Here is a 21684-nt window from a genome sequence, read left to right on the forward strand (position 1 = left end):
ATATATATTATTTTATATAATTAATTATATGAAAAAAGAATTTAATATTAGATTGGTTGAGCTACCAGATACAGTTTTAAGAAAGAAATCATTGCCAGTAGGATGACCTCTTTCCGAAGAAGATGTTGATCTTGCTGAAAAGATGATTTATCACATTGATGATTCACAAAAGGAGGATACTAAATTTAGACCTGGGGTTGGAGTTGCAGCTGTGCAATATGGAACTTTAAAAAGAGCATTTTACATTTATCTTCAAGACGAAAATGGAAATGAATATTTTAAAGATGTTCTATTTAATCCAATTGTTGTATCAAAAAGTGATCGTTTAGTTGCTCTTAGTGAAGGAGAAGGTTGTTTAAGTGTAAGTGAAGAATGACCAGATCAAGAAGGGCTTGTACCTAGAAGTCAAAGAATTATTGTTGAGGCTTTTAGCTACACAACTAAAAAATGATCAAGATACGATGTTCAAGATTACCTTGCTATTGTATTCCAACATGAACTAGATCACTTAGATGGTAAATTGTTTATTGATCGGATTAACAAAAAAGACCCTTGATATAAGCACAAGAAAAGAAAAATTAAGTTAATCTAATGGAAAATTAAGAAAGGAAAGTTATGCAACGAGATTCACAAATCATTGAAACTGTCAGCAAATGACAAAGTACTGCTGTAACTATTGCGGTAGTGTTATTCTTTGCTACTTTAATTTTAACTGTACTTATTTCTTTATGGTTAAAAACAAAATTCGTAATTACTAAAGCTATTGCTTGAATAATTGCTGGAATTGTCTCTGTTCTTATTTATAAACTTGCACCCGGAATTTTAAATGAAGTATTTAAAAGATATGTAGAGGATCAGCAATTAGTAATTGATAAAGATACGCAAGCAATGGTGATCGCGTATGGAATAGTTCCTGTTGCTCTTGTTATAGAGATTATTATCTCTATAATCGGGTTCTTTGTGTGCCTTATTATCCACGCAGTTACTTCTTCAACAAGAAGAATGAAAGGTAGAGGTGCTAGAGTAAGATCAACAGTTATTTCACTTATTCTTAGTCCAGTTGTGGCACTTCCTGCATCACTTGCGTGAGTATCATTTGCACCAGCAAAACCTGGATCATCATTATCAAAATTTAACAATATAACTCCTAAATTATTAACTTTCTTCTCAGGTAAAGCGTCAGGGGCTACAGCTGCAGCAATGCTTCCAATTTCAGAATTTATTCCTAAAAAAGATGAATATAAAACAATTTTCAACAAACCTGAAGATCAAAGAAGCAAAGAAGAGCAAAACAAAATTAGCGAACTTGCTAACTCATTATCATTTATCGTTAACGATGATTTAATTAGAAAAGCTGCTCTTAATAACTCAAAAAGATTTGTTGACTTAGAAAAAATAAAAACATACAGCAAGCAAGCATTAAAAGGTGCTGAAGCTACAATTAGACTTAAATACCCTGACTTTGATACATATGAACCTGAAAAACAAAAAGAAGTTATGGCACAGTTCATGGCTGTTAATGCACATGTAATCTTAAGAAACAAAACAGATGAAAATAGAGAAAAAGAATTCAAAGTTTACTTTGATTTAGCTAGAGTTGTTGTGCCTTCATTTAGCACAAAAGCAGTTGATGATATTTCAAATTGAGTAGCATCAATTCTTAACGAAAGTGAAGAATTTAAAGAAAAAGTAAATGCAAAAGTATTTGGTGAACAACTTCTTGAGTTAGCTAAATTAACTGATGAACAAGTTGAAGAACAAGCATTTAAATTAGAACCTACTGATTTTAAAAATGCAGTTCAAAACCTTTCAAATGTACAAGTAAATAAAATTATTTCAAAAGCAAGTGAATTCTTATCACCTGCTCAACAAACACAAGTAAGAAACATTTATAACAGAATTAAAAACGGTGAAATTACAGATGCTCAAATTGAGGAACAAATTAACAAATATAAAGATCAAATTAATTCAGAGTTATTAAGTAACTTTAACTTTCAAGGATAAATTATGAGTGAATTTAACTTTAAATTAGATACCGAAACCCAAAAGCCTCAAAACTCTGAAGCCAACACAACTGTTTATAAAGATCCAAAAGGCCAACTTTCTCCTGCTGCTTTTGCAGTAATTAAAAAAGAATCAAGAATTAGAATTTACTCAATTATTTTTTGAGCAATTCTTTTCTTAGGAGCTGCAGTTGGTCTTCTCCTTAATTACCTTCTTAATACTAGAAAAGATCCTAATTCAGGAATCTTATTGTATGTAGCATTTGCTGCTCTTGGTTTCTTTACTTTTTGATTCTTTGTAAAAAACATCATTAAATTAAAAAGCTGAAAAAACGTTGAACGTAACTATCGTGAAAGTTACAACATTGGAGATTCTTCATCTTCAACAACATTTGCAGAAGCATACAGAACATTAAATCTTAAAAGTTTAAGACTTAAATGATTCTATGGTTTCTATGTGACATATATGGGTCTTTTCATCTTAATTGTTGCTCTTTTAAAAAATCAAGTATGACAAATTGATCCACAATATTCTTGATTAACAATTAAAGGTGAACTTAACTTCCCAAAGCTTTTCGAAATTTGATTCGGAAATACAAATGCTTTACTTATTATTTTAGGTATTGTATCAGCTGCAATTACTGCTTTATTTGTACTTGCATTGTTATATGACAAAAAAAGAATTGTTGAAATCCAAAGCTTTTTAGGTGATAAATCAATTGATGTAGTTAATGCAGTTAATAACGATTTAAAAAGTGAAAATAAAGCTTGAAGAAGACTTTACATTATTGTATTTATCTTATTAGTTCTTCTTCCGCTTGCGATTATTATTTACTTAATTTATAGAAAAGTTCTTTCAAGAAGAAAATAAAATGAAACTTTTAGTTTTTATCGAAAACCAATTTAATGACATTGAATTAACTACTCCATTAAGCTATTTAAAAAGAGCAGATAAAAACTTAGAAATTACCTATTATCACCCTCATTTATCTAGTGCACATGGACAATACAATATCTCTTATATCCAAAACATTTCAAATCAAGTTGATGATTTAGATTTATATGATGCTTTCTTTATTCCTGGCGGTAAAGGAGCACAAACACTTAGACAAAACGAAAATTCACTAAAAATCATTAGCTCACTTATTGCTCAAAATAAGCTAGTTTTTGCAATTTGTGACGCACCAAATGTTTTACTTGAAAACAATTTAATTCCTGAAAAATACGCTTATTCTTCATTCCCTAGCGATTGAAGCACTGCTTACCAAAATAGTTTCAGAAGCGAAGGTATGGTCTCTAGAGCTAACAATTTAATTACAGGTAGATGTGCTTTTGCAAGCAATGAATTAGGGCTTACAATGGTTGAAATTCTCTATGGAAAAGAAACTGCTAACCTTGTTTCTTTTGGAATGACAGGAAATAAATAATCAAAAATGAGTATCCTTTTATTCAAGGATACTCATTTTTTACTAAGTTTTGTGCTCTAGAAATTCGCAATGATGAATAGCTCTATATTATAGTGTTATTCATCATTTTAATTTCAAAAGTGTCATCCTTAATAAACTATTTCCTTATGCGTAGGAAACAATTTTATTAATGATAGCATTAAAGAGAAATAACTAAAACAATGTCATTTGGTCTGTATCTTGCAGTTCGTCTAAAACTCCCATTTCTTTTACAATTCCAAATAAAGTAGAGTTAATTCCAGATCTTTTTGCAAAGTCTTCTTTAGTTCGATATGGTTTTTCTTCTCTGGCTATAATAATTTTTTCAGCCATAGCTCCACCTAAACCTTTAATTGCTGAAAATGGAGGAATTAAAGCTTTGTTTTGATAATCTATAACTCACTCTTTATCAAGTGACTTAGTTAATTGGATGTTTGTAATCGTAAACCCTCTAGCATAAAGTTCTCTAGCACATTCAAGCGAAACAATAAGTTCTTCATCTTTAACTTTCTTAGCACTAAGAGAGCTAAGTTCTTTTAATTTAGCATTAATTTTCTTAGCACCTGGGTCATTTGCCATTACAGTTACGCCAAATTCTTCTACCCTAGTAGTTAAAAATGTTGCATAGTAAGCAAGTGGGTGATAAAGCTTGAATCACGCAATTCTTCAAGCCATTAAAACATACGCAGTAGCATGGGCTTTAGGGAACATATAAGCGATTTTCTTCATACTTTCAATGTATCAATCAGGTACATTATGTTTTTTAAGTTCTACTTCTTGTTCACTTGAGATACCTTTTCCTTTACGCACTTGCTCCATCACTTTAAATGAATAAAGTGGATCTACACCTTTATTAATTAAATAAACCATAATATCATCACGACAAGAAATAACATCTTTAATGGTCATATTTTTTTCTTTAATAAGGGTTTGTGCATTGTTAGTTCACACATCAGTTCCATGTGAAAGCCCTGAAAGCGAAATTAAATCAGCAAAGCTAGTTGGAGCAGCTTCATTAAGCATTCTTCGTACGAAGTTAGTACCAAATTCAGGAATTCCAAGCGCACCTGTTTTCTCATCACCAATTTGACTTGGCGATATTCCAAGTTCTTTTGTAGAGCTAAATAACGACATAACTCTTGGATCTTTTTTCGGTATATCTTTTTTAACATCAATGCCAGTTAATCTTTCAAGCATTCTAATTGCAGTTGGATCTAAGTGACCTAAAATATCTAATTTTAAGACATTATCATGAATTGCATGGAAATCAAAGTGAGTAGTTTTTCAATCTAAAGCAATATCATCAGCTGGGTAATTTGATGGGGTAAAATCTTCAACATCATATTCTTTTGGAATAATGATAATTCCCCCTGGGTGTTGCCCTGTTGTTCTTTTAACCCCTTCAATTTTAGTTGAAAGAAAATCAATGTAAGCTGTAGAATAAGGCAATCCATATTCTTCAACAGCTTTTTTAATATAGCCATAAGCAGTCTTGTTTTTAATTGTTGAAATTGTACCAGCTCTAAAAGTATGTGATTCACCAAAAAGTCTTTTAATTTCGTTGTGAATTTCACCTTGGTATTCTCCTGAGAAGTTTAAATCGATATCAGGCACCTTATCCGCATTAAACCCAAGGAAGGTCTCGAATGGAATAGTGTGGCCATCTTTATCCATTTTGGTTCCACATTTATCACAATCTTTATCATCTAAGTCAAAACCACTAGTTACAGTTGTATTTTCCACAAGTTCGAAATTCTTACAGTTGCTACAAATGTAATGCGGTGGAAGTGGATTAACTTCAGTAATCCCTGATAAAGTAGCTACAAGTGATGAACCAACACTACCACGACTACCTACTAAATAACCATTATCAAGACTCTTTTTAACTAAAATGTGTGAAATTCAGTAAATAACGTCAAAACCATATTTTAAAATTGGTTCAATTTCTTTTTTGATTCTTTCTTCTACAATTTTAGGTAATTTTTCACCATATTTTTCGTGCGCTGTTTTGTAAACTAAATCAGGTAATTTAGACTTAGAATTATCAAAAATAGGTGTATACAAATCTTTTTTGATAACTTCAATGTTATCATCAATCATCTGATTAATTTTATGAGTGTTTTCAATAACAACTTCATTTATATCATCCACATTACCTAAGAAAGTAAAAGCTTGCTTCATTTCTTTAGTAGTTAAAAAATGAAGTTGTGGAATTTTTAAAGCTCCTTCTGCAGCCTTTTGGTAATTAAATAAAAAGTGTGGTACATTACCAATTCCTTTAGCATACACAAGTGGTTTAAAAAATTCTCTATGTTCTTTTCTTTCATATCTTGCATCACTAATAGCTACAGGGATTTTACCAAGCGATTTAGCCTTTTTGTATAGTTTTTTTAGGCTTATTTCAATTTGCTCACGACTAAATCCATCATCAGTAATTAAATGTTCCAAGCTATTTGGTTGTGGGATTTCAACATAATCAAACTTGCTAATAATGCGATCCACATTATCTTCGCTTGAATATAAAATTGCATCAATTAATGGGCTTCTAATTCCTCCTGAACCAATTAAAATACCTTCAACACCGATTAAATCTTGATAGAAAAGTTTAGGCCCTTTGAAATATCTTTGAGTCAGTGACAAAGTAACTAATTTGAATAAGTTTTTCAGTCCAATTTGATTTTTTACAAGCACGGTAATTTGATCTGGTCTTGTTTTTTCATAAACTGCTTTAGCTTTGTAATTGTAGAGCTGATCTAAATCATTAATGTCCATTTCTTTGAATTTATTAATAGACTTAATTCATGCTTGAGCAAGAACGTCCGCGTCATAATCAGCACGGTGAGCTACATTTGAATCATATAAAACACCTAAGTTAGAACAAAAATCACCAAGTGAGTGTTTTGATTTTTCTTGGAATAAAATCCTACTTACCATAAGCGAGTCAATATAGACTGTATTTGGATAAGGAATATTATTTTGCTTAAACTTTTCTAAAATGAAGTTCATATCGAATTTAGCATTGTGGGCAATTGCGATCCGATTATTTAAAATTTCATAAATTTTTTGTAAACCTTCTTGAAGTTCAAGCCCTTCTTTTTCAAGCATTTGGTCAGTAATTTTAGTAAGTCCAATAGTAAAAGCAGAAAGTTTCTCGCTTGCTTTAATGAAAAATTGGAATTTTTCAGCTACCATTCCATTTCTTACAATTGAACCCCCGAATTCAATAATTTCACCAAAAGTTGCTGAAAGATTAGTGGTTTCAATATCGAAAGCGATATATTCATTAGCTTCTAAAAGAGAATTTTGATATTCATTTAAAATAGCTCTATGGTTCTCGTCAATGACACTAAAACTTACCCCGTAAATAGGTTTGATTCCTTCTTTTTTAGCACTTGCAAAGAATTTAGGGAAAGATTGCACACTGTTTGAATCCACAATTGCTACTGATTTATGTCCGTATTTTTTAGCAAGCTCAACAATTTCATTAGCTTCCATAATTCCGTCCATAACATTCATTTTACTTTTAGTATTTAATTCAATTCTTTTTACTTCTTCTTCATCATCACCAATTTCTGAAATGATATCATCATAAGGTTTTAAGAAGCTAACTTTAATGGTTTTTACACTTGTATCATAGCTCCGATTATCAACCATTCCGTAAACATCAACACTTTGGCCTACTTTAAAAGTTTCCTCATCTTTGAGTGGTTCATTTCTAAAATAAGTTAAAGAAATAGCATCTTTATAATCGGTGACGCTATATTTGTAGATAAAAAAGGTTCCTCGATCAATGAGCTCATATTTATAAATTAACCCTTGAAAATTTACATAATAATTGTCAGGAATATCTTCAAGTTTATTAATCTCACTAATTGCAACAGGGATATAGTTTTGATTTTTAAGCCTTGCATTGTAGTTTGAAAATCTTTTGGTTCTTGCAACTTTAGATTCAAAAGAATCTTCTTCAAATTTATTGTTTTGCTCCATTTCTTTAATTAATGAAGAAAGGTTTTTATGTTCAAGTTCTCTAGCTGGAGTTTCAAAATAAACAATTTCTAAATCGAATTTGTTTATTCCATAAAAATACATTTTGTCTTTAATTAACTCTTCAATATCGTGTAGAAAAAGCGGGTCATTAATAAAACTTTGTTTAATTACTCATTTTTGAGCTCCTGATTTAAATTCTCAAGAATTAAGGTTAATAATGCTCTTTGTAAAATCTTTAAAACAATTAGTTTCACGAATAATTTCTTTTAAATAATTCTTAATTTCAGGCTCTTCAATTGAATAATTAAGAATTTCAAAATGAGGCTGCATTAAAAACCCTCTTGTTTCGCCATAGTAGCTCATTTTAGCTAATAAAATCGAAAAATCATTGATTTTTGGTAAATATGGCATTGTAAAAGTGATGTCCATTTTTTTATCTTTTTCATAAAGAATAACATCTTTAATTCTTGTTTCTTTAAGTGACTCAAGTGTATTTAAACTAATTTCTTGAGCAAAGCTAGAGAAATTTTTATGTGTATAAAAAGCTTTGTACATAAATCCCTCCTAAATAGTTGTAAAAATCATAATTAAACTTCAAAAACAAAACACAGTAGCTATGCTATCTAATCGATCAAGCAATCCTCCATGCCCTTTTAATATAGAAGAAAAGTCCTTAATTTCACATCATCTTTTAACAATTGAGAAATATAAATCACCAAAAAGCGCAATCAAAGGCGCAAACACTAAAAATGAATTAAAGGTAATTACATATTTAGTTCCTGAAGTAAAGAATAATGAATATGGGTTTTCTTCACCTTTGAAAATTTCTTTTGTTGCAAAAATAAGCACAAGTGCACCTACAAAAGAAAGTACATATCCGACAATAGCTCCTTCTCAAGTTTTTTTAGGGCTAACTGCAGGTGCTAATTTTTTCTCAAAGAATTTGTGTCCAAGGAGCAATCCTCCAAAAAATCCACCCATGTCATAAAATGTAGAAATAAGAATAAAAAGAATAATAAAAATCATTCCTGTTTTAGTGCTTAAAAGAGCAAATAATGTTTTAATAAAGGCAAATAAAATAAATAATGAAAGCATAAATGAAATCGATTTATTTAATAAATTTCCTAAAATTGCTTGTTTTCTAAGCATTGCATATCTAATTATAGAAAATGATAATCCACCTAAAAGAGGAATTAAAAAGATGGTAAAGTCTTTGTTAATAATCTCTGTAAAAATAGATGTAATTTGATGTTTTTCAAGTCCAATAAGAATATCTTTAGTCCTACCAAATCATAGTTTGTTTGTGTAATCTGGACTAACAAAAAGTAGCCCTAGTAAAATTACTGCAAAAATAATGCTCACATATAGATTTTCAAGGTATGCTCTTGTGAGTTCAAAAAAGATTCATCCAATTAAAATTGATGAAATAATAATTGCAGGAATTCTTAATGCTAAAAATCCGTTTCCTACTAAATCATAGTGATAAAAGGAAATTCTTAAGAAGGTAAATAAACCAATAAAAACAGCTACCATTACAATTGAAGGAATAAGTCTACCCATTAAAAATTCTTTATTTTTTAACTTGCTAAAATTCATATAATGATTATATGATATTTGAATAAAAAAGTTTGAAATTAGCTCATTTGCTATTGTTTTGCTTTTTAAATGTTAATTTATAACTATTCGATAATATAAAAGTGCAAATTATATATAATTTGAGTAGTTAAAAATTAAGATAAAGAGGGGGTGAAATGAGAAAAAAGATAAGCGAAAAAGGTAAAGCTTTTAAAAAGTTAGTTAAAAATGTTTTTAAACCTGTTGCTACAGCAATTCCTGTTATTGTTATTATTGCAATTATAGGTTTTATTGTATGAGGCGCATATAATGCTGATTGAAACTTTTCAAAAGTCAATTATGTACCAATAGTTGCTGGTTGATTAGGTGGAGGATTAATCGGAGGTTATGTTCTTCTTGCTACCGCTTATTTCGGATTAAGATACACAGTGTATAAAGGTAACTTCATTATAGAAGTAGAAAAATCAGTAAATCAATTTGTTTTAGAGCCTTTAACTGAATTCTTTGATAGTAGAGAAAGCAAATTTAGAGAATTCTGTGTCAAAGATGAAAAAGTAAGGGTAAGCAATAAATTAACTGAAGAAAAAATTCACACTGCTTCTAATACTGTCAAAAACTCGCAAGAAACAGTTGCAGCACAAGGAAAAGGGGATTTTAATAGGCTAAGACTTGGTTTTGCTCAAGAAAATCCTATTGGGGTCGAAGATGCAAATAACAGCCTTATTGTTCAAAAAGACGCTAATTCTACTATTGCTGCAAAAGAAAAATCTAGTGGTGCAGCTTCAGGCGCAAGCAATACAGTTGTAAAAAATAATGACTTTGACCAAAAAAATGAAGTAAAAAATACTGAGAAAATTGAATATGAATTAGTAGAAATGAATCTTGAGCTAGAAGATGTAAGAGATAAATTGATTCAAGTTGTATTCAATAAAATTAAAGATCGTTATAGTGAGTCAGCACTTATTAAACATTATGAAGGTTTCTTAGTTCTTAAAGATAAATATTTTAATGTAAAAGATGAGGAAAATGATAATCCTAACTTTAAAAATAAAAATATCATGAGGTTTCCAAAAAGAAATATTCAACCTGTAAAAGTAGAAGGTCTTGTTTCTGTTTATTCTTCAGATCTAGAACCTATTGTAAGAAACAAAGATAAAGAGCAAGATGAAAAAACAATGGATAAAGCTTTAATTAATTTATTAAGCAAGTATATTGTTTCATTAATGAAAAATCTATATACTCTTAATGATGTTTTAGGCAATAAAGGAAATAAAAATTATAAAAACGAAAACGATCAAGGTAGAATTACTCCAGCTGATTGACAAACACTTCAAAATGTATCTAGAGCTTTATTAGATATTCACGATAAATAGCAAATTATTGACTTTATAATCCATTTCTTTATGAAATGGGTTTTTATTACAAGCTCGAATGTTTTAAAACTTAAAAATACAAAAATAACTATTCATGTTTTTAATACACTAATTGATATATTCCGTCTTATTAAAAATTTCACATTTTTGCTATTCTTTTCAAATAAAAAACAAAATATTAGTTTATAAAATATGCTTTATTTAATTTTTATTATTTATAATTTTAAATATGATTAATTTTTTAGAAAAAAGAATGCAAAAAGCCTTAGCAAAAATGGCTAAAAAAACTGTCCTTAAAGAGGAAGATATAATTGAAATTACAAGAGAAGTAAGAATGGCTCTTTTAGAAGCTGACGTTAACTTGAAAGTTGTTAAAGAATTTATTGCTAACGTTAAAGAAAAAGCTCTTTCTACTGAAATTATTGGTAAATTAAACCCTTCACAACAAATGATTAAAATTTTCCATGAAGAACTTGTAAGAATTCTTGGTGGAGAAGTTAAAGAAATTAAAATTGACAAAAAACCTTATATTATTATGATGTGTGGGCTTCAAGGGTCAGGAAAAACTACAACAGTAGCAAAATTAGCTTACTACCTTAAAAAGAAAAAACAAGTAGAAAAGCCCCTTTTAGTTGCTGGTGATATTTATCGTCCAGCTGCTGTAGATCAGCTTGTTACTTTGGCTAAAAGCATCCAAATGGATTATTTTGAAAAAGGAACTAGCGTTCCTGTGGATCAAATTATCCAAGAAGCTTTAAAATATGCTAAAGAAAATGGAAATGACTTGATTTTAATTGATACTGCAGGGCGTTTGTCAATTGATGAAAAACTTATGCAAGAGTTAAAAGATGCTAAGAAAGTAGCTCATCCAGATGAAATTTTCTTTGTTGCCGACTCTCTTTCAGGTCAAGATATCATCAATGTTGCTTCAACTTTCAACGAAAATCTTAAATTAACAGGGACAATTATTATAAAACTTGATTCAGATGCTCGTGGTGGAGCTGCATTCAGTTTAAGAAGTGTTTTAAACTTGCCAATTCGTTTCATCGGGACTGGAGAAAAAGTCTCTAACTTAGATCTTTTCTACCCAGATAGAATGGCAGATAGAATTTTAGGTATGGGCGATGTAATGGGTCTTATTGAAAAAGCTCAAGACGTTATTGATGCTTCAAAAGCTGAAAAAATGATGATGAAAATGTTCAGTGGAGAATTTACTCTAGATGATTTAATGGAACAAATTTCTCAAATTAAAAACTTAGGTAAATTTTCTAAGATCTTAAAAATGCTTCCAGGAAATCTTAGTTCAAAAATATCTGAATCACAAATGGAAAAAGCTGAAGAAAAATTTGCTCTTTATCAAATTTTAATTTCTTCAATGACTAAAAAAGAAAGACAAAATCCTAAATTATTGAAACAAGCTTCTCGTAAAGAAAGAATCTTAAAAGGAAGCGGAAGAACTGCTCAAGAATACAATAAATTATTAAATGATTTTGATGCTATGTCAAAGAGAATGCAAGATATGGCTAAAAACATTAAAAACGGTAATTTTGGCGGATTCGGTGGTTTAGGTGGCTTAGGCGGTGGAATGTTTTAGTACCTGCTAAGCTCTCAAATTTGTATAAAAAACTTCCTTTGGGAGGTTTTTATTTTGCAAATTTGGAGGACTTGGCTTAAGGATGCTCCATAAATTCTTTTTTAGTTTGACACTTTTAAGAACTATAAATATGAAGCTCGATTGTAATTTGCATTGCAACGCCGGGGTTAAAAAACACAAGAAAAAAGCATGGTTATATAAACTAGGATGCGAAATATTGACACAACCATATTTCGCGTCCTAGTTTACCTAGTTTAATTAGAAGATTTTTTTGCTACCTTGATGTATCAAATATGAACATCCTTTTAATGCATTAAAATTTATAATATTAATATGAAAATAAAATTATTTTTGAATGCATTTGCTTTATCCATGCCACTTATTAGTGTAATAAGTTGCAAACCGCAAGAAAATAAACAATTAAAACTTTGAGGTGATGATAAATTTAATGCCAAAATCAATTTAAATAAATTAAGTTATGTTTCAGATTTGGAAAATGTTAATTTTATCGCACCTTTTAACCATCAAATCGAAAAATCAAATACTATGTACCAATTAACAGTGTATAGTTTTGCAGATGGTAATAATGATGGAATTGGTGATTTTATAGGACTTGCGAATAATTTAGATTATTTTGTAAATTTAGGAATTGACACTCTTTATTTATCACCAATACATCCAGCTAGTTCTTATCATGGATATGACGTTATTGATTATTGTGATGTAGCACCTGAACTTGGTGGAATGGAAGCTTTTGATAATTTCTTAATAAAAGCACATCAAAAAGGTATAAGAGTTGTTTTAGACATGGTTATCAATCACACATCTTATGAGCATCCTTGATTTCAAAAAGCCTTATCAGGTGATGCTAAATACCAAAAATATTATCGCTTTTATGAAAAAGGAACTCAGCCTAATGATGATAAAAAATATGGAATCGATGATTCTTGACTTAGAAATTTATTTTTTAACGTAGATAAAAACATTCCTGCTACTGATAAAACATATGTTGCAACATTTTGAGCTGGAATGCCTGATTTAAATTTAGATAATCCTGATTTATATCAAGAAATTATGAATATACATCAATTTTGAATCAAAAAAGGTGTGGATGGATTTAGATATGATGCTTTTTATCATATTTGAGATGGTGAAAACCCAAATGAACCATCCGATTCTAATGGGCAAAAAACTGCAAAATTATTTGCTGATATAAGAGATTCTATTACACCTATTTACTTAGAAAATAATTTAGGTTTTTCATCACCACTTTTATTTGGTGAGTGATGAGAAGAACCAGAAAAAGCATCTAAATATTTTAAACATAACAACAAAGATGCATTAAGTACAGTTATAGATGGAGCAAGATTTAAAAACTCTAGAACAATTTCATTCAAGTCAGCAGATGAAATTGATTTAAAAAACTTTTTAAATAATATTGATGAAAATTATGAAGTTTCTTCAAGATACTGAATTCCGTTTTTAGATAACCATGATGTCAATAGATGAATTTTAAATGGAGCTAGCGATATTGAATATAAAATTGATCCAAATAATCCTAAAATTTCAAAAGATTTGATTAATTATCAAAAGTATGGATTAATTGCTTTATTATCAAGAGGAGGACTGCCAACTCTTTATAATGGAAACGAATTAGGTATGTTTGGTGGCCCAAAAAGTAAAGGTGATAACTATGTTAGAGAAGCATTTCCGTGAAATGATTCTAAAAAACAAGTTAATTTTTATGAAAGACGAAGTGGAAAAGATTCATCAATTATAAAAGTTGGTAACTCAAAAGGGATTGAATCAATTGAGGCACAAATAAACAACCCTCATTCAATTTATAATTTCACAGCTAATATACTCAAAATAAGAAAAGAATATGATTCAATTAAAAAACAGGATACTAAATATATTGCACCTTTTGCTGAGGTAATTAACGCAAATTATATTGTTAATAACTTAAATAACATCACGCTAAGAAAAAATGAAAATGGTAGTTATATTTTATTTGCTTACAACCCTAAAAGACAATTTAAATTTGCAATAAAAGAGAATTTTAAAATTAAAAAAATCTTGCTAAACGAAAACATAGAAATAGAGGGTAATTTAATAAATGGAAAACAAGAAGGTGCTTTTGGAATTTTTGAAATAAGCGAAAAGTAAACTTGTATATACAAGTGCTTTTTAATACTGTAAGTATAAGAAAAAATTCTTGTATAAATAAATATCGATAGAAAAGAATAAAATTATAGATATGGAAACATTACTATTATGATAAAAAGAGAAAAACTAAACTGAAAAACGCGATTTAGATACTTTTGATTAGGAAAAAGACCAAGAGAAAGAAAGTCTTTACCTAAAATAGTTGAATATTTATATATGATTTTTGCAAATATCATCTTACTTATCTTTACAATTTTAGTAATTTGAGAAATTTTTGCTTTTAAATCATCTGAAAATGAAAGTTTAGCTGAAAATTTTAATTTATATGGTTGAAGAATTCTAATAAGCTTAGCTTCTTTTGGATATATAACTATAATTTTGTGTTCAATTCATATTTTCTATATTTTAAGCAAAACTGAATTTTATAAATGAAGTGGAATTTTAGGCGTTGTTTTTTCTTTACTAGGACTTTCTCCTATTGCATTATTTTTCTTAATGGTATCTTATTCCAAAAATGAAATTGCTTTTTATTAAATTGTAAAGTAATAAAGTAATGAAGGGATATAAATATGAGTAAAAAAACTAAATTTATGAAACTTGCAGCAAGTGCAGCAGCAATCGGAATGCCTTTATTTGGTTTTGCTGTTTCTTGTGGGAATAAAGCAAGTGAAACTAATAAAGAAATAGTTATTGCGGTTGACGGGGTGCAAAAGGATTTTTATAATGAAGTTAAAGCTATTTTTGATAAATCTCAATCAGCAGCAAAAGGATTTAAAATCAGATTTATCGAAAAAGACGTTTTTGGTGCTTTAGATTTTGATGTTGCAGGTGCAACAGATACTAAAGTTGTTTCTGACATTTTCTGCGCTCCACAAGATAGAGTTACAACTCTTGTACAAAAAGGTTCTGTTGTTCCATTAGACGAATTTGATTCAGAGCTTTTTACTGAAGTTGCTAAACAACTTGGAGCAACTCCTCAAGAAGTAAAACAAATGAGATCATTCGGTCAAATTGATGGAATTAAAAAAGTTAAGAATATGATTACTCCAATTACCAAACTTTATGCTATTAGACATAATACAGAGGGAATTGTTCTTGCTTCTAATAAAACAGAATCAGAAACAAGAGCTGAACTTAAAAATCCAAATACCAATACTCTTGCTGAACTTGTAAAAGAAGGAAAAGCTATTTTTAGAATCCAAGACTTCTGATATGGAAATGGTGTTTTAGCTGGTGCTTTTAAACAAATTCAAGAAAAATACGCTAGCGAACTTACAGATGATTCAACAAACACTCCAGTTGATTTAATGAAGAAAATTCTTTATAACTCAGATGAACTTGCTAAAGCTTCATCAGGATTTATTCAAGCTTCGACAGCTGAAGGAGCACAAATTCCTGCAGATAAATATAATAAATATTTTAAAGAAGCACTTGGAATTGTATCTAAAATTTATTACCCATTATGAGAGGCTGCTTACAAATTAAATGAAGCACAATTTGCTGAATCAGTTTGAGCTAAAAAAGGAATTTCTCAAGGTGATCTTAAAGCGGTATTAAGTAATGATATGGGTTCAGTTCAAAATAAAATATTTGAACTTATGAAAAATAACAAAATTAATTACGCTATTGTTGGTACTTGAGATATTCAAAACGCTCAACAAAGTGGTAATGCTCAATCATTTTTCAATGTTATAAATGTAACTGAAGAAAGTTCATATTTACAAGCAGCAGGTTCATGATCATACCTTATTAACATTAGAAATGCTAATGCATCAAAAGATAGAAGACAAGCTTTTAAAGAACTTATTAAAGCTATTTTCACTGTAGATGCGTATAAAAAATACTTCAAAAAAGATTCAAAAGTTCCATTTGTTAGAAACATTCAAGCAGAACTTAAAAAATCTATTTTAAGAGACAATGCTGAATTAGATAATGAAATACAATCATTAATGACAGAACTTGGATACACAAATATTGATGAATATAGAGTTGCTTTTGAAAAAGAACTTAAAACAGCACAGCAATATTCAAATATTTCTCTTTCTGATTGATCAACAGAAAATGATCACAATGATCCTCTTGCTGAAAGCAATCTTAAAAAAGCATCTTCAATTACTGAAACAATTACAGCATCAGGAATCATTACTCAAGATAATGTTAATGAAATATCAGCAAAAATTAAAGATCAAGTCGCTTTAAGAAACGCAGAAGCTGCTATTTTAGGTCTTAGTGACGTTGATAGGCTTACTGGTGATGGTCAAACATGACAACTTGGTAAAGAAATTGTTAAATTAGAATATATGAAATCACACCCAGAACTTGTACAAAATAGTAATGAAGACACAATGACACTTCACGTAAGAAAAGTAGAAAAAGCAATTTTTGGAGCCAATGGTGATAATTCTGATGAAAAAGATGCTTTATATGACAAAATCGCACAAGCAAACTTAGATGGTACACTTAATAATTTAATTCAAGAAGTTCAAAATAAAGCACTTGAATTTGCTAAACAAGCATCAACTAATTCAAACGTAGATGAAGAAAAAGTGAAAAAAGCAGCTGAGTTATATTTCAATTCATATGTAAATACTGCTTTAATTAGACAATGATCAAAATCTCTTATTGAAAATAATATGGCTCTTAAAAAGGACCAAACACCTTCAAATATTAAAGTTTCACAAGTTATTGAAAAAATCGCTAAATATGATAAATCATTATCAGTTAATGTTGTTTTAAATGTTCTTACATCAACAAAATCTCTTCAAGACAACGGTATCGGAATTTTAGAATCTCAAAGTGGTCGTATTGATGGGTCAAATCCACAATATGGTGTTGTTTGAGGAAACTGAAACGATCAAACATTTGGAAACAAAGTATGATTAGAATCACTTGCAAACCTTAACGGGGATAAAGAAATTAATTCAATTGATAAATTCACAGATGCAGTTGCTTCAAAATTAAGTGATTTATTCTCTCAATCAGCAAATGCAATTAATGAATCTAATTCATCAACAAATGTTGTCATTAATTAATTTAAATGCCTAAATTTAAAACTAAAATAAAAAAACCAGAGTTTTATACTTTATTATTCTTAATATTTTTATTTGTATTGTTGCTTTTAATATGGGTTTTAATTCCTTTTACAATTGGTTATAAAAAACCAGAATACGTCCCTTCTAAAACAGATTTATCAGAAGAAGAATTTTATTCAAAGTTAGGAAGCGAAATTGCTACTATTAAATTGCTTACATATATAGGAAACTCACTTATTCTAATCTTTTTTGTTGTGTACATTATTTTAGCAAGACACAAAATAAAATTAGGATATGGTTTTTTTATAACTTGAATAATAATTTTTATTATTTTATCAACAATGCCTTTTATCAGAGGTATTTCGCAAATGCATGTTATTGAACTTTGAGTTGGTTCATTAATTACTGTTGTTAACATTTTATTAATTATTACTTTAAGTTATTTAACTTTTAAATTACATGTTGATCGTAAAATTCATAATTATCAATGATATAAAATACATAAAGGAAAGGGAACATAATGGATAAACTGAAGTTATACAATTGATATGGCGAAGAATTTGATTTGATTGTTCCTGAAAATGGAGAAACTCTCAAAGCATATAAACATCAAGTTAATAATCTTTTTGATAGGCTTATAGATAATGTTAAAAATCGTGAAAAAATTGATAAAGACTTGTTTTTAAGAGCCAAAGCAAAAATTAACGATAATTTAAAGCGTGAATTAAATAGTCATAAAATTGCATATCAAAACAAAATTAAAGTTTTAAAAGACTCAATAAGCAATTTAAACTTTGCTAAGAGCATGACCAAAATGCTTAAGAAAGAATTATCTAAGCTTAGAAAAAGTAAAAATCAGTTACTTAAATATGCTAAAGATTTTGAATATTCACTTACTAAAACAACTGATGAACTCGAAATCAAAAAAGATAAAATAAAAAACTTAATTAATAAAACTGCTCTTGATGAACATGAGTTATTTAAAAAATATGCTATTTTTTCAATTATTTTAATTTATATTCAAAAAAATGAAGATCGAGAATTCAAAATCGATAAAATCAAACAATATTTAGTTGATGCTGAAGTTAACTTTATAAATAAATTAAATAATCCGGATCAATTTTTCAAAGATATTTATTTACAATTGGAACAAAAAAGATCTTATTTCTTAGAAAATCAATCACTTTTAAAAGAAAAATATTTAAAAAGTTACAAATTGCAAAAACAACTTTACGAAAACGAAAAATACAACATAAAACTTTCAGCAAGACAGAAAATTTTAGAACTTGAATTTGAGTATAATGAAAAATTCGCTTCAAGCAGAAAAAAAGTCTATGAATATAGAGATGCAGCAAAAGAAAAAATTGCGAAGCATAAACAAGAAATTTTAAATGTTGAAAATAAAAATATTTCTCATCTAAAACAACTTAAAAGCAATGGAAAAGCCAATATAAAAACTCTTAAAATTGCTTATAAAAACAATTTGAAAAATATAAGTGCTAAAGCAATTGAACATATACAAAATAATTTTGCAGAATTTTTAAATAATAAATTCGAAGGTGAAAATTATGCTTCTTTATTTTTGGAAAATAAGAATCTTAACCTGGTTCAAAAATCCGCTTCAAGTGAAGATTTAATTTTAATTAATATTGCTTATAAATATTATTTCAGCAAAACCAACTTATATGCTGTTAAAAAAGAGTATAAAAATCTTTTTAAAGCTAAATTTCTACAAAAACAGTCTGCAATACTTTCTAAATATACTTATGAAGGAAAATTCAAAAAAGAAGTTTCTGTCGCTTTAAATGAATATGTAATTGATAGTGATTCAACTAGATTAAAATTTTTAAACGAAAAAATTGAAGCTATATATGAGCTTGAAAAACTCAAAATTACTAATGCATTTGAAACTGAAAAACAAAATTATAAAAATAAAAAACAGATTCTTAAAAAAGAATATAAAAATCAATTAAAAGAATTAATAACCAAAAAGAAAAATAAAGAAATTTCTGAGCAAGCTGTTAAAAACAAAAAAACAGAATATAAAATTTTATATAAAGAAGCTCTTTATTCTTTAAAACTTGAATCAAATGTTTCTAAAAATAAAGAAATTTTAAAAACAAGTTTTTGAAGAAAACTTGCTGAAAATAAGGTTAATCGAAAAATAAAAGAAAGTAAAATTAACGAAGCTCAAAAATCTATCCCAACAGAATGTATTAAAACAATTAAGTTTTGAGCCTTTATTTTAGGATTTATTTTACCTGGGCTTCCTGAAATTATCTTCTTTAAGCAATATTTAAAAGGTGCTATTTTACTTATTGTTTCTACTTTAATTTATTCACTAATAATTCCATTTACATTTGGTGCTTATTGAGACAAAATGGGTGGAATTCCTGGTCTTAGCGACCTTGGTGCTAGTGTGCACCATTTAACAAAAAATAACTATAATTTTGCCGATGCTCGTTATTATCTTTTTGGTGGTGTTATTTCAGTTATTTTATTTGTAATGAGTTTTATTTACTTACTAGTCAGTGCAATTAGTGCTTATAGAGTTGCTAAATATATGCAACAAGGTTCAAGACCAAGTTTATGAAGTCATACTAAATATTGATTAAATACTAGTGGTTTTCCTTGAATGATTTCTCTTGTTGGGTGAATTTTAATGATTTTTATCGTCGCAACTCCCGTTATCACTTCTGTTCTTATTTCATTTACAAATTACGGATTTAATCATGAAGCTCCTACAAAAATTGTGGAATGAGTTGGACTTAAACAATGAGGAAGTTGATGAACTTATCGTAAACTTGATTTAATTACATCTATTTCTCACGTAATTACATGAACATTAATTTGAACATTGTTTTCAACTCTTATTCCAATTGGACTAGGAATTATAATTGCTATTTTAAATAATAATAGTCGAATCAAAGGTAAAAAAATATTTAGATTAATCTTCATTTTACCATGAGCTATACCAGCTTTCGTTACTCTTACATTTTTAAGAAACTCTTTCCAAGCTGGTGATACAAGTTATATTAACTTAATTCTTCTAAAATTAGGAATTATTAGTAAATCAGTTGACTGACTAAATAAAATCACTACAGCAAGAATTTTGGTTATTTTAGTTCAAACATGAATTGGTTATGCTTGAATATTTATGTTAGTAACTGGTAATTTACAATCAATTTCTAAAGATATTTACGAAGCAGGTTCAGTTGATGGTGGAAAAAATAGACAATTATTCTGATATTTAACTCTTCCATCTCTTTTAGCTTCTATTGCCCCAATGTTGATAGGTCAATTTGTTGGTGCATTTAACAACTTCACCACAATTTCTCTTTTCACAGGTGGTGGACCACTTTACGAAAATTCAACTTTCTTTAAAGAAGGTGCTACTGATATTATTATTTCATGAGTATATAAATTCACAACTGGTGCAATCCAACTTGATGGAAACCAAGCTTTTGCAGCAGCGCTTGTAACACTTGCATCATTATTTAGCATTGCTCTTGCTGCTCGTGGATTTATTAAATCAATGTCAAGGAGGGATTAATGTTTAATTTATTTAGAAATTCTTTTTATAAAAGCAACACAAACAAAATTAGAATTAATGAACGAAAATTAGCGCCTAAAAGAATTAATTTTAATGAATCAGACTATAAACCTCCTACAACAATGGAAATAATTTGATTATTTTTCAATTATTTAATTTTAATTTTTTGAGCTTTAATTATTTTATTCCCTATTATTTCACTTGTTATTGCTGCCTTCAATACCAATAATCCAAGGTATATTGCAATTACACCTTTTAAATTTGGTTTTGATAATTTCCGTTATCTTTTTAATTCTGAACGTAGTTTATTTTTAAGATGATATGGAAATACTTTATATATCTCGGTTCTTACAATGCTTATTTCTACATCTGTAGTTGCACTTAATGCTTATGCATATTCTAGATTTAAATTTGCTGGTTCTAAGCACTCTCTTACAATCATTATGTTCTTACAAATGATTCCCGCAACTTCATCATTAATTACTTTGTTTATGCTTGTAAAATTAGGAGATTCAGTTGGCATCTCTCCTGTTTCTATGTTAGTTATTATTTATTCTGGTGGTGCAATTTCAGCTAATACATTTATGCTTAAAAGTTACCTTGATACAGTAAGTAAAGAACTTGATGATTCAGGAAAAATCGATGGATGTAATAACTGAGGATTGTTTTTCAGAATTTTACTCCCAGTTATTAGACCTGCTCTTATAATGGTGGCTCTTTGATCATTTTTAACACCATTTACAGATGTTATCTTGCCTAAATTTGTTCTTATTGAAAACTCAGATAAAACACTACCTATTGGTTTAGATACATTTCTTAATGCTGAACCAAAACATATTAATGCAGGTGCTTATGCAGCAGGTTCTCTTCTTGCATCACTCCCAGCGTTTTGCTTATTTATGTATCTTCAAAAATATATTGTTGGTGGTCTTAGTGATGGAGCCGTGAAAGGATAA

14 protein-coding genes are annotated in these 21684 nt (G+C 28.7%); 12 read left to right on the forward strand and 2 right to left on the reverse strand.

Annotated features, from left to right (window positions below; translation table 4 throughout):
- Positions 1-28: 28 nt before the first annotated feature.
- Genes def through EXC51_RS02045 form a run of 4 tightly spaced genes read left to right on the forward strand, consistent with a single transcriptional unit; the run spans position 29 to position 3430 of the window.
- On the forward strand, positions 29-592 hold the full coding sequence (def, locus tag EXC51_RS02030; protein WP_129620286.1) for a peptide deformylase: 564 nt from the start codon (positions 29-31) through the stop codon (positions 590-592).
- Positions 593-615: 23 nt separating this feature from the next.
- Entirely contained in the window at positions 616-2004 is a 1389-nt protein-coding gene (locus EXC51_RS02035) for a hypothetical protein (protein WP_129620287.1), read from the forward strand.
- A gap of 3 nt (positions 2005-2007) precedes the next feature.
- On the forward strand, positions 2008-2874 hold the full coding sequence (locus tag EXC51_RS02040) for an MSC_0882 family membrane protein (RefSeq protein ID WP_129620288.1): 867 nt from the start codon (positions 2008-2010) through the stop codon (positions 2872-2874).
- Position 2875: 1 nt separating this feature from the next.
- Positions 2876-3430, forward strand: a complete 555-nt coding sequence (locus EXC51_RS02045; RefSeq protein WP_129620289.1) for a DJ-1/PfpI family protein — start codon at positions 2876-2878, stop codon at positions 3428-3430.
- Between the two features lie 192 nt (positions 3431-3622).
- Here EXC51_RS02045 and EXC51_RS02050 read toward each other — a convergent pair whose 3' ends face one another.
- On the reverse strand, positions 3623-7990 hold the full coding sequence (locus tag EXC51_RS02050) for a PolC-type DNA polymerase III (protein WP_129620290.1): 4368 nt from the start codon (positions 7988-7990) through the stop codon (positions 3623-3625).
- A gap of 9 nt (positions 7991-7999) precedes the next feature.
- On the reverse strand, positions 8000-9031 hold the full coding sequence (locus EXC51_RS02055; RefSeq protein ID WP_129620662.1) for a phosphatidate cytidylyltransferase: 1032 nt from the start codon (positions 9029-9031) through the stop codon (positions 8000-8002).
- Between the two features lie 155 nt (positions 9032-9186).
- Between EXC51_RS02055 and EXC51_RS02060 the strand changes: the two genes are divergently transcribed.
- The 8 genes from EXC51_RS02060 (at position 9187) to EXC51_RS02095 (ending at position 21684) form a co-directional block, all read left to right on the forward strand.
- On the forward strand, positions 9187-10383 hold the full coding sequence (locus EXC51_RS02060; RefSeq protein WP_129620291.1) for a hypothetical protein: 1197 nt from the start codon (positions 9187-9189) through the stop codon (positions 10381-10383).
- Positions 10384-10612: 229 nt separating this feature from the next.
- Positions 10613-11977, forward strand: a complete 1365-nt coding sequence (gene ffh, locus EXC51_RS02065; protein WP_129620292.1) for a signal recognition particle protein — start codon at positions 10613-10615, stop codon at positions 11975-11977.
- 333 nt (positions 11978-12310) lie between these two features.
- Positions 12311-14143, forward strand: coding sequence for an alpha-amylase family glycosyl hydrolase (locus tag EXC51_RS02070; RefSeq protein WP_223211650.1), 1833 nt, complete (start codon positions 12311-12313; stop codon positions 14141-14143).
- 108 nt (positions 14144-14251) lie between these two features.
- On the forward strand, positions 14252-14677 hold the full coding sequence (locus tag EXC51_RS02075; protein WP_129620293.1) for a hypothetical protein: 426 nt from the start codon (positions 14252-14254) through the stop codon (positions 14675-14677).
- A gap of 35 nt (positions 14678-14712) precedes the next feature.
- Positions 14713-17175, forward strand: a complete 2463-nt coding sequence (locus tag EXC51_RS02080) for a hypothetical protein (protein WP_129620294.1) — start codon at positions 14713-14715, stop codon at positions 17173-17175.
- Positions 17176-17180: 5 nt separating this feature from the next.
- Positions 17181-17696 carry a hypothetical protein gene (locus tag EXC51_RS02085; protein ID WP_129620295.1) on the forward strand — a complete coding sequence of 172 codons (516 nt, stop codon included), beginning with the start codon at positions 17181-17183 and terminating at the stop codon, positions 17694-17696.
- Positions 17696-20728 carry an ABC transporter permease subunit gene (locus EXC51_RS02090; protein WP_129620296.1) on the forward strand — a complete coding sequence of 1011 codons (3033 nt, stop codon included), beginning with the start codon at positions 17696-17698 and terminating at the stop codon, positions 20726-20728. The genes EXC51_RS02085 and EXC51_RS02090 overlap by 1 nt, the downstream gene beginning before the upstream one ends.
- A complete protein-coding gene (locus EXC51_RS02095) occupies positions 20728-21684 on the forward strand; it encodes a sugar ABC transporter permease (protein WP_129620297.1) in 957 nt (318 codons plus the stop codon). Before EXC51_RS02090 ends, EXC51_RS02095 begins: the two co-directional genes overlap by 1 nt.

Origin of the sequence: Mycoplasmopsis gallinacea (assembly GCF_900660495.1) — a bacterium.
GTDB lineage: Bacteria > Bacillota_I > Bacilli_A > Mycoplasmatales > Metamycoplasmataceae > Mycoplasmopsis > Mycoplasmopsis gallinacea.